Source organism: Cupriavidus sp. DB3, assembly GCF_020418465.1.
GTDB classification, from domain to species: Bacteria; Pseudomonadota; Gammaproteobacteria; order Burkholderiales; family Burkholderiaceae; genus Cupriavidus; species Cupriavidus cauae.
In genome coordinates this window covers 601,407-614,373 of the sequence record NZ_JAIZPL010000001.1, presented here as the reverse complement: position 1 = coordinate 614,373, position 12,967 = coordinate 601,407, and the positions used below count along the sequence as shown (strand labels likewise).

Sequence of the window (12,967 nt, the reverse complement as noted above, 5' to 3'; positions counted from 1 at the left end):
GAAAGGACAGTCGCCCGGGCAGCCGCGATGGGGCGCCCGTGACGATGGCAGCAGGCCGGCGCAATAGCGCGGGCGCGTGATCAGGCAATGGCCGACATGCCGAGAATCTCCCGGCCGACGATCAGTGTCTGTACCTCGGTGGTCCCTTCGGGAATGGTGCCGCCGCGCGTATCGCGGAAGATGCGCTCGATCGGATAGTCGGTGGCGTAACCCAGGCCGCCATGGACCTGCAGTGCCATATCGGCGACCTCGTGGGCTGCCTCGGTGGCGTACAGCTTGGCGATCGAGCAAGCGGTGCGCGCGTCCTGGTTGGCGTCCAGGGCCGCCGCTGCGCGGTAGCCGAGCGCGCGCGCGGCTTCGACGCGGACCGTCATGTCGACGATATGCTTCTGCACCAGCTGGAAGCTGCCGATGGGGCGGCCGAACTGCGTGCGCGTGCGGGCATAGTCGATCGACAGGTCGAGCGCAGCCTGGGCCGCGCCCACCGCGCCCATGGCGATATTGACCCGGGCGGCATCGAGTCCCTTGAGCATCCGCTTGAGGGCGCTGCCCTCCGTGCCAAGCAGGTTGGCGCGCGGAATGCGTACGTTGTCGAAGTTGAGCTCCGCGGTACCGGTGCTGCGCAACACCATGGTGTCCACGCGCCGCACTTCATACGGCGTCACATCCCGCTCGACGATGAAGGTGGACAGTTGCCCGTCGCAATCGGGACTGAAGGTGCGCGCCACCACGATGGCGAAATCGGCAAAGTAGCCATTGGTGATCCACAGCTTGCGGCCATTGAGCACGTACTCGTCGCCGACCAGGTCCGCACGCGTCTGGATCTGTGCGATGTTCGAGCCCGTTCCGGGCTCGGAGATCGCGGTGCAGCAACGGCGGTCGGAACGCAGCAATGGTTGCAGGAAGCGCGTCTTCTGCTCCGGCGTGCCTTCGCTGGCGAGCTTCAGGATGCCGCCGTTGGTGATGTTGAGCATGGTGCGAAGCGACAGCCAGGCGTAGCCCGCCTCTTCCATCAGCATGCCCCACGTAACGTGGTCCAGCCCCATGCCGCCCTCGGACTCGGGCAGGCGGCCGCCGATATAGCCGAACTGAGACAACCCCTTGAGGATTTCAAAGGGAAAGGTATGTGCCTTGTCATGTTCGGCCACCAGCGGCGCGACCTCGCTCTTCATGTAGCGACGGATGCTGTCGCGCAACAGCACCTGCTCGTTGTCCGGTACGAAATGCATGGGGTGTCTCCTTTGTCTTGTTGCCCGTTGGCCGCCACGAAGGCCGCCCCGATGGCTTCCATGATGGCGGTACGCCATGGCGTACCGCTAACCCTTTGCGTCCTTCCCGGCGGGGCGCTCCCTACACGGCTGGTGCCCTCGCCCTGCCTGTCCTGCGCGCCGCCGTCGCGGGCGGCGAGGCCACTCCCTCGTCGGGCTCCGGACGAAACACCAGGGCCTGCACCTCGCGCAAGGCCTGCAGCATGGCGTCCTTGTTGGCACGCAGGCGGTCGACGGGTCCGGCGATCGACAGCGACAGGGGTTCGCCGCCGACATAGCCGGCCACGGCCATCGCGCCGAGCCCGTCGCCACCCTCGTTTTCCACCCAGATCCACCCCTGCCGGCGCGCCTTCGCTACCTGTGCTTCCAGCACCGACAGGTCGGTGATCGTGCCGGGCGCGATCTTCTTCAGCGGCTTGAGCCGCAATTGGCGCGCCGCTTCCTCCTGCGTGCCCAGCGCGAGGATCGCCTTGCCAAGCGCCGACACATGCAAGGCCAGCTTGTCCCCGACGTTCTGCATATAGCGCAGCGGATGGCGACCCTCGGTAAATGCCAGCACCCGCACGACGCCGCCCTCGATGCGGCCGAACAATCCGGTTTCACCGGTACGGTCCCGCAGCAGTTCGCATGCTTCGGCGCCTACCGCATAGAGCGGATCGCTCGACGATATCTCCTGAGCAATGCTGAGCAGCCGCGCGGTGGGATAGAAGCGCCTGCTGCGGGCAGTGCGTACCAGGTAGCCCAGCTCGTGCAAGGTGTGAAGCAGGTCCGAGCAGCTGCTTTCCGGCAGGTCCATCAGGCGCGCCAGGTCCGAGTTCGAGAGTTCGCGTCGCTCGCGCGCAAAGACTTCGAGCAAGGCCATGGTACGGGCGGCGGCTGGTACAAGGGTCGGCATGGAGTCTCCGAAATTTCGTAATGACTCACGAATTATAGCCACATCGATCGACTACATCCGCCCTGCTTCCCGCCGCGGTCCTGTACAAATGCGCCGGGATTCCTCCGCCGCGCCTGCGTTCGCTGCTCGACTTTTCAACTTGTATATCTACGAAATGCTGGCCTATAGTACGACATGCCGTAGACAATTACAAACGCAAAACGACAAGGAGACACCTCATGCAGACCCTTGGACATGCATTGGCCGGAGCGCTCGCCGCGGCTGCAGTGCTCGCGCCCGGCGCGACGTCAGCCCAGGGCGCACCAGCGAACTGGCCCAGCAAGCCGATCACCTTCGTGGTGCCGTTCACCCCGGGTGGCATCACCGACAACGTGTCGCGCATGCTGGCGAAGAAGCTGGGGGAACAGCTCGGCCAGCCGGTGGTGGTGGACAACAAGCCCGGCGCAGGCGGCTCCATTGGCGTCGAAGCGGCCTCGCGACAGCCACCGGACGGCTACACGATGATCTACGGCACGCAGGGCACGCATGCGGCCAACCTCGCGCTCTACAAGAACCTGCGCTACGACCCGATCGCGGATTTCGTGCCGGTGCACGGCATCTCCACCACGCCGCTGATCCTGGTGGTCAATGCCAGCCAGCCGTTCAAGACCGTGGCCGATGTCGTCGCCTACGCAAAGGCCCATCCCGGCAAGCTGAACTTCGCCTCGGCCGGCCCCGGCACCGGTACCCATCTGACGGCAGAGGTGTTCCAGAAGGCCGCTGGCATCGAGATGACCCACGTTCCCTACAAGGGCAGCAATCCGGCGCTGAACGACTTGACGGCCGGCAACGTGAATCTGATGTTCGACTACCCGGTCGTCGTCATGCCCCTGATCCAGGCCGGCAAGCTTCGCCCCCTTGTCGTGACGGCCAAATCGCGGCTCAAAGTCGTGCCCGATGTGCCCACCATCGCGGAAGCGGGCTATCCGGGCGCGGAGACCAGTGCATGGAGCGCGGTCTTCATGCCTGCCAAGACCCCTCCCGAAATCGCCAGGCGGCTCGGCGACGAGATCGCCCGTGCCATCGCCTCCCCGGAAATGCTGGCCATCACCGAAAAGTTCGGCAGCACGCCGCTGACGGACATTCGCGATACGCGGCTGCAGTCGATGGTCAAGTCCGAAATGGTGCGTTGGCGCGAGGTGGTTCGCCAGTCCGGCGCCACGCTCCAATGACGCCCCGTACGCCCTGCGCTGTGCGCACCGTCCGCCGCCATACCTTTTTCTGCTCCACCTGCTGATCGCCCACCTCCGTCATCTCATGACCCTAGCCTCGACCGAGCCGCGCCCGCGGCACCCATCCCTCTACCGGCTGGCCGCCGATGGCCACTCGCTGGACTTCCACTATGCCCGCTGCAATCGCTGCCAGCGGCTCGCCTTTCCGGCCAACTCGCCCGGTTGCCCGCATTGCGGCTCGGCCATGGACGATGCCGAACGCGTGACGCAGCCAGGCGGCGGCACGCTGCTCGAATATGTCACGCTGCATGTCGCGCTGGCACCCGACATGGCCTTGCCGGCCATCGCCGGCGATATCCGCCTTGCCGACGGCATCGTGGAACAGGGCGTGATCGGTGTGCCCGACGAAGCCGGGCTTCGCCCCGGCATGGCCGTCAAGGCGGTGGCGGTCTTCCAGCAAGACGGCCAGTCGTACCGCTGCGCCTTCGTTCCCGCGCAGGAGGCAATCCGATGAGCAGCTGGATCGACGGCAATGGTGGGGTCTACGTGGCCGGCATCGGCCTGCATCCCTATCAATTCCCCAACGACACGCCCTACACGCATCTGGGCCTGACCGCCGTGCGCGCGGCCCTGGCCGATGCCGGCTTGCGCTTCGACCAGGTCCAGAGTGCCTATGTGGGGACCACGTCGATCGGCATGGCCGCCGGCCGCGTGATGCTGCGCCATCTCGGCTCCACCGGGCTTGCCGTGACGCAGGTGGAGAACGCCTCCGCGTCCGGCTCCTTCGCCTTCCGCCAGGCCTGCCAGGAGGTGGCTGGCGGCATCAGCGACGTGGTGCTCGCGATCGGGGTGGACAAGCATGGCGACGGGCGGCGGGCGGCCAACAAGGACGGACTGGAACGGCTCTCGGATACCGCGACCATCCCGGCGGTGAAGTTCGCCATGATGGCGCGCCGCTATCTGCGCGAGCGAGGGGCCGACATCCACTCGCTGGCCGCTGTGGCGGTCAAGAACCACGGCAATGCGGCACGCAATCCTTTCGCGCAGTTCCGCAAGCCGCGCACGCTCGAGCAGGTGCTCGCTTCCCCCAAGGTGGTTGGCGACCTGACCGTGCAGCAATGCTGCCCGCGCGGCGACGGCGCCGCGGCGGTGCTGGTGGTATCGGGACAGGCGCTGAGGCGGCTCGGGCTGGATGCCGGGCGCTGCGTGCGGGTGCTGGCGTCGAGCGCCAACAGCGAGCGCGACGAGAGCGAGTACGGCGACGGTGCGCTCGAGCTGGTGAAGGCGAGCGCCAGGTCGGCCTGCGAGCAGGCCGCGGTGTCGCCCACGGACCTGGACCTGCTTGAACTGCATGACGCCTTCTCGGTGGAGGAACTGCTCTACAGCGAGGCCATCGGCGTCTGCGAGCCCGGCGAAGGCGCCGCCTACCTGGCGCGGGGCAGCTCGGCCATCAACGGACGCTGCGCCATCAATGCGTCCGGTGGACTGATCGGCATGGGTCACCCACTTGGCCCGACCGGGATTGGTCAGATCGCCGAACTGACACGGCAATTGCGCGGAGAGGCCAGCGGCCGGCAGCACGAGCGCGCACGGCTGGGCATGGCTCACATGATCGGGCTCGGATCGGTCGCCATCGCGCACGTGCTCGCCGCGCCGGCCCGCTGAGCCAGCGGTCACGGCGACCCGGATGCCATATCACCAGAGGAAACACGCATGACAGAGCCAACGCTGCCCCCACTCGAGACCTTGCGCTACGAAGTGCGCGAGAACGTCGCCATCGTCACGCTGAACCGACCGGAGCGGATGAATACGCTGGGCGGCACCATGAAGCCGGACCTTGCGCGGGCCATCCTGCAATACGCACGCGAAGACCCGCGGGTAGGCGCCGTGCTGCTGACGGGCGCGGGGGACCGCGCCTTCTGCGCTGGCGCGGATATCAAGGAGCGCGCCGGCAACCAGATGCGCGGCACCGAATACTTCTTCGCCCAGCGGGCCACCCACGAGCTGTTCCGCAATATCGAGACATTCGAAAAGCCGGTGATCGCCGCGATCAATGGCGTAGCGCTGGGCGGCGGCCTCGAGCTGGCGCTGTGCTGCGATATCCGTATCGCCAGCGATGCCGCGCGTTTTGGCCTTCCCGAGGTCAAGCTTGGCGTGATCCCGGCCGCGGGAGGAACGCAGCGGCTGCCCCGCCTGATCGGCGCGGCCCGCACCAAGGAACTGGTGTTCACCTCCGATCTGATCGATGCGGAAACGGCGCTGCGCTACGGCATCGTGACGCAGGTACTGCCACAGCAGGAGCTGATGCCGGCCGCGCTGGCATTGGCCCAGCGCATCGCCGCGCAGCCGCCTCTGGCGGTGCGCTTCGCCAAGCAGGCAATCGACCGGGGCTTGCAGACCGACCTGGACTCCGGACTGGAGTTCGAACGGTATGCAGCGGCGATGATCGTCGACAGCGACGATCGCAAGGAAGGCATGCGGGCGTTCGTGGAGAAGCGCAAGCCGGTGTTCACCGGACGCTAGGCGGGCCGGCACAAAGGACAGGATTGACCACGACACGCTGTGCAGCGGCCTCCGCGGCAACGTTGCCGTCACGCCGCGCACGGCACAACAACGGAAGACAACTGATGAATCTAGGATTGGAAGGAAAGGTCGCGCTGGTGACCGGCGGTGGCCAGGGCGTGGGCCGCCAGATCTGCATCGAACTGGCCGGCGAAGGCGCCGCGGTCGTAGTCAACGATCTGTTCGCAGAGCGCGCGCAGGCAGTGGCAGGCGAGATCGAAGCGGCCGGCGGGCGGGCGCTGGCCGCTCCCGCCGATATCACCAGGCCGGAGCAGGTCGACGCCATGGTGCGGCTTGCCGCCGAACATTTCGGCAAACCGATTTCCGTGCTGGTCAATAACGCCGGAATCGTGCCCGAGCGCCGCGAAAAAGGTGGCCGTACCCCGCTGTTCCTGGACATGCCGGTGGCCGACTGGGCCAAGGTGGTCGACCTCAATGTCTACGGCACCATGTATTGCTGCCGCGCGGTGCTGCCCGGCATGATCCAGCACGGCGGAGGACGCATCGTCAATATCATCTCCGAGGCGGGCCGTGTCGGTGAAGCCCAGCTGGCCGTCTATTCCGGCGCCAAGGCGGCCATCGCCGCGTTCGGCAAGGCCATCGCACGCGAGCATGGGCGCCACCGGATCACCGTCAATTCGGTCGCGCTAGGGGCGGTCTCCCATGCCGGCATCAAGGACGGCCCGCTCAGCGTCGGGGCGACCGTCGACAACGACGAACGGCTGGGCAAGATGCTCAATCTCTATCCGATCGCCAAAGGCCTTGGACGGCTATGCCGTCCGGAAGACGTCTCCGGCGTGGTGGCGTTCCTCGCATCCGAGCGAGCCCTGTTCGTTACTGGGCAGACCCTGGGTGCTTCGGGCGGTTTCGTGATGCTGTAAGCCGCGCACAGCCATGCCGCAAGGCCGCACGGCGGGGGGACTGGCCTGCCCCTTGGCACCGCCGTGCGGACTCCTTCGATCGATCGTCTGGCGCTATACTTTCGCCGAATCGAAGGAGCCTCATGGCGAACAAGCAGATCAGCATCCGGGACGTCGCCGCCCTGGCCGGCGTTTCGGTTGGTAGTGCCTCGCGAGTGATCAACGGCGCGGCCAATGTCACCCCGCAAGTCAAGGCAAAGGTCGAGCGTGCGATCTCCGCGTTGCGCTACCAGCCCAACCACGCTGCCCAGACGTTGCGTTCGCGCACCAGCAAGACGATCGGGTGCATGTTCTCCGATGTCACCAACCCGCTCTACGCGCGCGCATTCCACTCGCTGGAAGAGCGCTTGCGCCGCGATGGCTATATGCTGCTGCTCGCCAATGGCCTGAACGACCCCCAGCGGGAAATCGACATTCTGCGCACGTTCCAGCTGCGCGGCATGGACGGTGTCATCATCGCCCCCGGCAACGAGCGGCATGCCGGCGTGCTGGACGCGGTGCGCGGCCTGACCATGCCGGCGGTGATCTACGACCGCGACATGGACGTCGATGCGGATGCCGTGCTGTTCGACCACGTCAACGGAGTGAAGGCAGCCATCGCCTACCTGTTGTCGCTGGGCCACCGGCGCATCGCACTGGCGCTCTGGCAAGTCAAGAGCCGGCCGGTGCGCCGCCGTATCCAGGGTTATCGCGCGGCGTTCAAGGAGGCCGGCCTGCCTGTGCCCGACCTGATCATCCAGGAAGCCACGCCAACCAGTTCGGCCTTCGACGACGTGTCCAGGCTGCTGCGCGAGGCCGATCCGCCCACCGCCTTCCTGGTGCAGGGCACGCAGACGCTGACCAGCACGCTGCGCGCCATCGGCAAGCAGGGCTTGCGGGTGCCGGACGATATCTCGGTGATCGGCATCGGCGACACCGAATTCGCGCAAACCTACGACCCGCCGCTGACGGTATTGCGCACGCCGGTCGATGATGTGGCCGACATGGCGGCGGAGTTGCTGCTCAAGCGCATCGCCGAGCGCGACGGCCAGGATCGGCCAGCGCCGCCGCGCCACGAGCGGGTCGCCTACGAACTGGTGCTGCGCGAATCCTGTGGGGCGCGTCGCTAGGGAATCACTGCCGCCGGCGCACCGTTACCTGGTAGTCCGCGCACAGTCAGCGCGCAGTCAACGCGCCGTCAACGCACCCTCAACGCACCCTCAACGCACAGTCAGCACGATCTTGCCGAAATGCCCGTTGGCGCGCATGTGCCGCAGCGCCTGCGAGGCCTGTTCGAGCGGGAATTCGCAATCGATGGGCAGCCGCAGTGCGCCCCGCTCGAGCGCGCCGGAAAGGTCGCGCAGCATGCGCCCGGTGATCTCGCGCACCTGCTGCGCGGTGCGCGTGCGGAAGGTGACGCCGACAAAGCGGATACGGCGCAGCGCGTGCAGGTCGAAGTCGAATTCCGCCTGCTTGCCGGCCAGCCGGCCGACATTGACGATGGTGCCGCCCAGCGCAGTGGCCCGCATCGAGGCATTGAGCGTCGGCCCCGCCAGCATGTCGACGACGATGTCCACACCGTTGCCCCCGGTATGCTGCAGAACCTGGTCCGGCCAGGTCGGGTCCCGTGTGTCCACCGCCAGATCGGCGCCGAACTCCGCCAGCCTGGCACGCCGCTCCGGTTGGGTGGAGCTGCCGATGACCAGCGCCGCTCCCATTTCCCGCGCGATCTGCAGCCCCATCAGCCCCACGCCGCTCGATGCGCCGAGGATCAACACCGACTGCCCGGCATTGCCTGCGCCCAGGCCGCCGTGGGTCACCAGCGCATCGTGCATGATTTGCAGCGCGACCGGCAGGCAGGCGGCCTGTCGCGGATCATCGCTGCCCTCTGGCAGGGGCAGCACGCGACCGCGGTCGGCAACGGCGTATTCGGCGAAGGCGCCGCGGCCGGAGCCCATCACACGTTGTCCGGGGCGCAGCGACGGCACCCTGGCGCCTGTACGAACCACGACGCCGGACCACTCCATGCCAAGCACGGCGCCCTCGCCGCCGAGGGCGCCATGCTTCGCGCCAGCGGCCATGGCCAGGTCCGCGCGGTTGAGCGCGCACGCCTGCACCTTGACCAGCACCTCGTCCGGGCCGGTCTCGGGTACCGGCACCCGCGCGCATACGGGCGCGCCGTTCCGGCAGATCACTGCTTGCATGGTGGTGGCCGTGCTCATGAGCGGCTCCAGTCTGGTTCGTCGTCAATATGCGTGGCGGCCGGCCGTCGCCCCCGCATCAGCACCATCGATGTGACATTGATGCGCAGCGCCTCCTCCCAGGCGGCGATATCGACATCGACCGCCGCACAAATCAAGCCACGTCGGCAATCTGCTGATCGAGGCGATGGAATTCCTCGTCGTATTGACCCGCCGGAAAGATGAAAGTCGACGCAAACATGAACGGCCCTGCAGCACCGCCGAAGAACCGCGGATCATCTCGCACGGACGTCATTCGTACCCTTCGATGACGACCAGATCCGCCTCGGAGCAAGGCGCACGCAGCGCGATCAATGCCTGATAGTCCGGCGACCGGTAGCATTCGAGCGCGCGCTGGTAGCTGTCGAACTCGATCACCACCACGCGCGACCGCGGATTGCCTTCGACGACGGTCTTCTCGCCATTGCGGACCAGAAAACGCCCGCCGAATTTTTCGAATACTGCCTTGTTGGCAGCGATGTATTTCTGATAGCCGGCCATATCGGCAATATCGACCATCGCAATCCAATAACCCTTGGCCATGTCATCCCCCATCGTTCGACATTGACTTGCCATGCCGCCAAGGCGCTCCGGCGAGCATCCCGGTCAGGCGTCCAGACAAGTCTATAACGTACGACGGAAAAGTTCGGACCAGAAGCTCGGACCAGAAACCCGGACCAACGGGTCAGCGGCGCCCCGCCGACGGACCACAGCGATACGCCCTACTCCAACCGCGCGCCCGACTCCTTGACGACCTTGCTCCAGCGCTCGATCTCGGCATCGATATGCGCGCCGAGCGCGGCCGGCGTCGAGCCGACGGGTTCATAGCCGTTGGCCGCCAACTGCTTCTTCATCCCGGGCTCGGCGATCACCGTGGCGATCTCCTTGCTGAGCCGGTCCACCACCGCCGGCGGGGTCCCGGCCGGGGCGAGTATCGCGTACCAACCGTTGATGTCGAAGCCCGGCACGCCGGCCTCAGCGAGCGTGGGGACGTCCGGGGCCAGCGCGGCCCGCTTGCCGCTGGTCACCGCAAGGGCGCGTAGCTTGCCGCTGCGAATATGCGGCATCGAGGTGGAGATGCTGTCGAAGGTCAGTTGCACCTCCCCGGCCAGCATGGCGGTCACGACCGGGGCGCTGCCCTTGTACGGGACATGGGTCATCCTGACGCCGGTCATCGAATTGAACAGTTCGCCGGCGAGATGGCCGGTATTGCCGTTGCCGGCCGAGCCGAACGTGAGCTTGCCGGGCGCGGCCTTCGCCTCGGCGATCAGTTCGCCGATGGTATTGGCGCGCAGCGACGGACTGCCGGCCACGATCAGCGGCAGGTTGGCCACCAGCGACACCGGGGCGAAGTCCTTGCGGGTGTCGTACGGCAGCCTGGGATACAGGCTGGCGTTGATCGCATGGGCCGCCAGCACCATGATCAGCGTGTGTCCGTCCGGCTTGGCGCGCGCCAGCGCCTGCGTGGCGATGGTGCCGCCGGCGCCTGGACGATATTCCAGCACGACCGGCTGCCCCAGCCGCTCCTGCAGTTTGGCGGCCACCGGACGAGCCAGCAGATCGGCGCTGCCACCGGGCGGATAGGGAATCAGCAATTGGATCGGACGAGATGGCCAGGTGTCGGCGCGCGCTGGCGCCACGGCACCGGCCAACAGGCCCGCCGCCAGCGTAGTGAGCAGCATGGCGCGACGGCGCGGCGTGAACGACTGCGTCTGACTGCCAGGCGTGGTGCCCGTCTTTCCGATTTGGCAGGCGAGCGCCTGCCGCATCCAGCGGAATGCCTTCATTCCTTGTCTCCTGTGTTATGCAGCGCGGCTCTTTGGCCAACTCATAACATAGACGGTCTGCTACAGCGCTGGAATTCGACACTGGCGAACAGGCAGTTAGGCACCGCGAAAGGCTGGGCGTATTGCGCCGCCCGCCCCCGGCACTGGCTCGCGGCCGGCGCCAGGGACGGCGAGGCGGGACTCACGCCCTGACGAAGTCGAGCAGATCCGCGTTGATGATGTCCGCATGCGTGGTACACATGCCGTGCGGGAAGCCCTCGTAGACCTTGAGGGTGCCCTGCTTCAGCAGTTTGACCGACAGCAAGGCAGAGTCCGCGATGGGAACGATCTGGTCGTCGTCGCCGTGCATCACTAGCGTCGGCACGTCGATCGACTGCAGATCTTCCGTAAAGTCGGTCTCAGAAAACGCCTTGATGCCGTGGTAGTGCGCATTGGCGCCGCCCATCATGCCCTGCCGCCACCAATTGCGTATCACACCGTCCTGTGCCGTCGTCCCCGGACGGTTGTAACCGTAGAACGGCCCGGCGGCGACATCGAGATAGAACTGGGCGCGGTTGGCCGCCAACTGCTGGCGGAAGCCGTCGAACACCTCGATCGGCAGTCCACCGGGATTGGCCGGCGTCTTGACCATCAGCGGCGGCACCGCACCGATCAGCACCAGCTTGGCGACGCGTCCCTTGCCGTGGCGGGCGACATAACGGGTTGCCTCGCCCCCGCCCGTTGAATGGCCGATATGGATCGCGTCGCGCAGATCCAGGTGCTCCACCATCGCGGCAACGTCCGCGGCATAGTGGTCCATGTCGTGGCCGCTTGCCGCCTGCGTCGAGCGGCCGTGCCCCCGCCGGTCATGGGCGATGACGCGGTAGCCCTTGCCGAGGAAGAACAGCATCTGGGCGTCCCAGTCGTCGCCGCTCAGCGGCCAGCCGTGGTGAAAGACGATCGGCTGCCCCTCCCCCCAATCCTTGTAGAAAATCTCGGTGCCATCCTTGGTCGCGATCATGCCCATGGTGTTGCTCCTTTCGGCTTGCTGGCTTTACCCCGGCTTTGCAGAGTGCGCGAGCATCGCCGCGGGCCGACAGCGCTACGGGCGCGCAATGGCCGCAGGCCAGAGGCGAAGAAGCGAAGCGGAACGGTTTGGGAGAGCTCGGGCTGAAGTCGATCGGGTCGACGGCAACCGCGTTCCGCCCGATCTGGTGTGACAGGAAGATTAGTCATTGAGCGGCCCATCGGCAAGGACGCCGATCCGTACCGGTAGCCGTACGGGCCAGGCGTGACCGCCAGCAAGCCGGCCGATTCCCGACCACGCTTACCGGCTGAGTTCGAGGACCTTGTTATCCACGGTGACGAACGCCCCGCCGCTCGCGTCGTAATCCCACCGCTGAACGCGACAATGGCGTCTTCCACCTTCCACGTGGTGCTCGATCACGTTCACCGAATTGGGGATTGTTCCGCGCACCCGGTGCGATACCGCCGTGCCGGCTTGTACCGCCCAGGCACGGCGGCCTGAATTCGTCGGCAGCGGCACCACGTACGGCAGGTGGATATGCCCGCCCAGCACCATGTCCGCGCCGGCATCCACCCACGCCGGTACCGCCGCATCGCGCCCGATCAGCAGATTGGCGGTATCCGACTCGACGACGGCGCGCACCGGCTGGTGCACCACGACCATACGCAGCTGTTCCGGCCGCGCCTGGCGAAGCTGCGTGCAGACGCGGTCGATCTGCTCGCGCGACACCTCGCCGTTCTTGTGCCGCGATGGCCTGGTGGTATTCACGCCGATCGCGAGGACCCGTTCATTGCTGAAGACGGGCTCGAGCGCCATACCGATCGCGCGCCGGTAGCCGCCATAGGGATTCCAGATCCGGGCCGCCACGTTGAAGAGCGGAATATCGTGATTGCCGGGGATGACCAGCGTCGGTAGTCCCAGCCTGGACAGAAACGCGCGCGCCGCGGCGAATTGGTCCGCTCTCGCCCGTTGCGTGATATCGCCCGACAGCACGACGACCTCCGGCAATAGCTCGCGCGCCAATGCCAGCACGGCCTCCACGACGGGCGCTTGCTCGGTACCGAAATGGGTGTCGGACAGGTGCAGGACGCGGGCCACG

At 66.6% G+C, this 12,967-nt stretch carries 13 protein-coding genes and 1 pseudogene; 6 read left to right on the top strand and 8 right to left on the bottom strand.

The genetic code is table 11. The annotated features are described in order from the left end of the window. Window positions 1-80: 80 nt before the first annotated feature. Together K7G19_RS02590 and K7G19_RS02585 are read right to left on the bottom strand one after the other, a co-directional pair. Window positions 81-1,229 (bottom strand): acyl-CoA dehydrogenase family protein, encoded by a 1,149-nt coding sequence (locus K7G19_RS02590; protein WP_149318352.1) that lies wholly within the window; start codon window positions 1,227-1,229, stop codon window positions 81-83. 121 nt (window positions 1,230-1,350) lie between these two features. Next, window positions 1,351-2,163, bottom strand: coding sequence for an IclR family transcriptional regulator (locus K7G19_RS02585; RefSeq protein WP_149318351.1), 813 nt, complete (start codon window positions 2,161-2,163; stop codon window positions 1,351-1,353). A 218-nt stretch (window positions 2,164-2,381) separates the two neighbouring features. Here K7G19_RS02585 and K7G19_RS02580 point away from each other — a divergent pair, with 218 nt between their 5' ends. The 6 genes from K7G19_RS02580 (at window position 2,382) to K7G19_RS02555 (ending at window position 7,965) form a co-directional block, all read left to right on the top strand. Further along, window positions 2,382-3,374 (top strand): tripartite tricarboxylate transporter substrate binding protein, encoded by a 993-nt coding sequence (locus tag K7G19_RS02580; protein ID WP_226105637.1) that lies wholly within the window; start codon window positions 2,382-2,384, stop codon window positions 3,372-3,374. Between the two features lie 85 nt (window positions 3,375-3,459). After that, on the top strand, window positions 3,460-3,888 hold the full coding sequence (locus tag K7G19_RS02575) for a Zn-ribbon domain-containing OB-fold protein (RefSeq protein WP_226105635.1): 429 nt from the start codon (window positions 3,460-3,462) through the stop codon (window positions 3,886-3,888). Next, window positions 3,885-5,039 carry a thiolase family protein gene (locus tag K7G19_RS02570; protein WP_226105633.1) on the top strand — a complete coding sequence of 385 codons (1,155 nt, stop codon included), beginning with the start codon at window positions 3,885-3,887 and terminating at the stop codon, window positions 5,037-5,039. The genes K7G19_RS02575 and K7G19_RS02570 overlap by 4 nt, the downstream gene beginning before the upstream one ends. Before the next feature lie 48 nt (window positions 5,040-5,087). After that, a complete protein-coding gene (locus tag K7G19_RS02565; protein WP_226105631.1) occupies window positions 5,088-5,897 on the top strand; it encodes an enoyl-CoA hydratase/isomerase family protein in 810 nt (269 codons plus the stop codon). 104 nt (window positions 5,898-6,001) lie between these two features. Further along, the gene (locus K7G19_RS02560) at window positions 6,002-6,817 is read left to right on the top strand and encodes an SDR family NAD(P)-dependent oxidoreductase (protein WP_226105628.1); all 816 of its coding nucleotides are present in this window, start codon (window positions 6,002-6,004) and stop codon (window positions 6,815-6,817) included. Window positions 6,818-6,939: 122 nt separating this feature from the next. Next, window positions 6,940-7,965 carry a substrate-binding domain-containing protein gene (locus tag K7G19_RS02555; RefSeq protein ID WP_226105626.1) on the top strand — a complete coding sequence of 342 codons (1,026 nt, stop codon included), beginning with the start codon at window positions 6,940-6,942 and terminating at the stop codon, window positions 7,963-7,965. A gap of 90 nt (window positions 7,966-8,055) precedes the next feature. Here K7G19_RS02555 and K7G19_RS02550 read toward each other — a convergent pair whose 3' ends face one another. The 6 genes and pseudogenes from K7G19_RS02550 to K7G19_RS02525 form a co-directional block, all read right to left on the bottom strand. Continuing rightward, window positions 8,056-9,057 (bottom strand): zinc-binding dehydrogenase, encoded by a 1,002-nt coding sequence (locus tag K7G19_RS02550; RefSeq protein ID WP_226105624.1) that lies wholly within the window; start codon window positions 9,055-9,057, stop codon window positions 8,056-8,058. A 136-nt stretch (window positions 9,058-9,193) separates the two neighbouring features. Continuing rightward, window positions 9,194-9,277: pseudogene (locus K7G19_RS02545) on the bottom strand (antibiotic biosynthesis monooxygenase); the annotation flags it as partial. Window positions 9,278-9,327: 50 nt separating this feature from the next. Beyond that, a complete protein-coding gene (locus K7G19_RS02540) occupies window positions 9,328-9,618 on the bottom strand; it encodes a DUF1330 domain-containing protein (RefSeq protein WP_149318345.1) in 291 nt (96 codons plus the stop codon). Window positions 9,619-9,797: 179 nt separating this feature from the next. Next, window positions 9,798-10,757, bottom strand: a complete 960-nt coding sequence (locus K7G19_RS02535) for a tripartite tricarboxylate transporter substrate binding protein (RefSeq protein WP_226106287.1) — start codon at window positions 10,755-10,757, stop codon at window positions 9,798-9,800. A 286-nt stretch (window positions 10,758-11,043) separates the two neighbouring features. Next, on the bottom strand, window positions 11,044-11,868 hold the full coding sequence (locus K7G19_RS02530; protein WP_149318344.1) for an alpha/beta fold hydrolase: 825 nt from the start codon (window positions 11,866-11,868) through the stop codon (window positions 11,044-11,046). Between the two features lie 300 nt (window positions 11,869-12,168). Continuing rightward, window positions 12,169-12,966, bottom strand: coding sequence for a metallophosphoesterase (locus K7G19_RS02525; RefSeq protein WP_226106285.1), 798 nt, complete (start codon window positions 12,964-12,966; stop codon window positions 12,169-12,171). Between the last annotated feature and the right edge of the window lies 1 nt (window position 12,967).

Excerpts from the sequence above, each read along its gene's own strand:
- K7G19_RS02590 (WP_149318352.1), bottom strand. The coding sequence starts at position 1,229 with ATGCATTTCGTACCGGACAACGAGCAGGTGCTGTTGCGCGACAGCATC.
- K7G19_RS02585 (WP_149318351.1), bottom strand. The coding sequence starts at position 2,163 with ATGCCGACCCTTGTACCAGCCGCCGCCCGTACCATGGCCTTGCTCGAA.
- K7G19_RS02580 (WP_226105637.1), top strand. The coding sequence starts at position 2,382 with ATGCAGACCCTTGGACATGCATTGGCCGGAGCGCTCGCCGCGGCTGCA.
- K7G19_RS02575 (WP_226105635.1), top strand. The coding sequence starts at position 3,460 with ATGACCCTAGCCTCGACCGAGCCGCGCCCGCGGCACCCATCCCTCTAC.
- K7G19_RS02570 (WP_226105633.1), top strand. The coding sequence starts at position 3,885 with ATGAGCAGCTGGATCGACGGCAATGGTGGGGTCTACGTGGCCGGCATC.
- K7G19_RS02565 (WP_226105631.1), top strand. The coding sequence starts at position 5,088 with ATGACAGAGCCAACGCTGCCCCCACTCGAGACCTTGCGCTACGAAGTG.
- K7G19_RS02560 (WP_226105628.1), top strand. The coding sequence starts at position 6,002 with ATGAATCTAGGATTGGAAGGAAAGGTCGCGCTGGTGACCGGCGGTGGC.
- K7G19_RS02555 (WP_226105626.1), top strand. The coding sequence starts at position 6,940 with ATGGCGAACAAGCAGATCAGCATCCGGGACGTCGCCGCCCTGGCCGGC.
- K7G19_RS02550 (WP_226105624.1), bottom strand. The coding sequence starts at position 9,057 with ATGAGCACGGCCACCACCATGCAAGCAGTGATCTGCCGGAACGGCGCG.
- K7G19_RS02540 (WP_149318345.1), bottom strand. The coding sequence starts at position 9,618 with ATGGCCAAGGGTTATTGGATTGCGATGGTCGATATTGCCGATATGGCC.
- K7G19_RS02535 (WP_226106287.1), bottom strand. The coding sequence starts at position 10,757 with ATGCTGCTCACTACGCTGGCGGCGGGCCTGTTGGCCGGTGCCGTGGCG.
- K7G19_RS02530 (WP_149318344.1), bottom strand. The coding sequence starts at position 11,868 with ATGGGCATGATCGCGACCAAGGATGGCACCGAGATTTTCTACAAGGAT.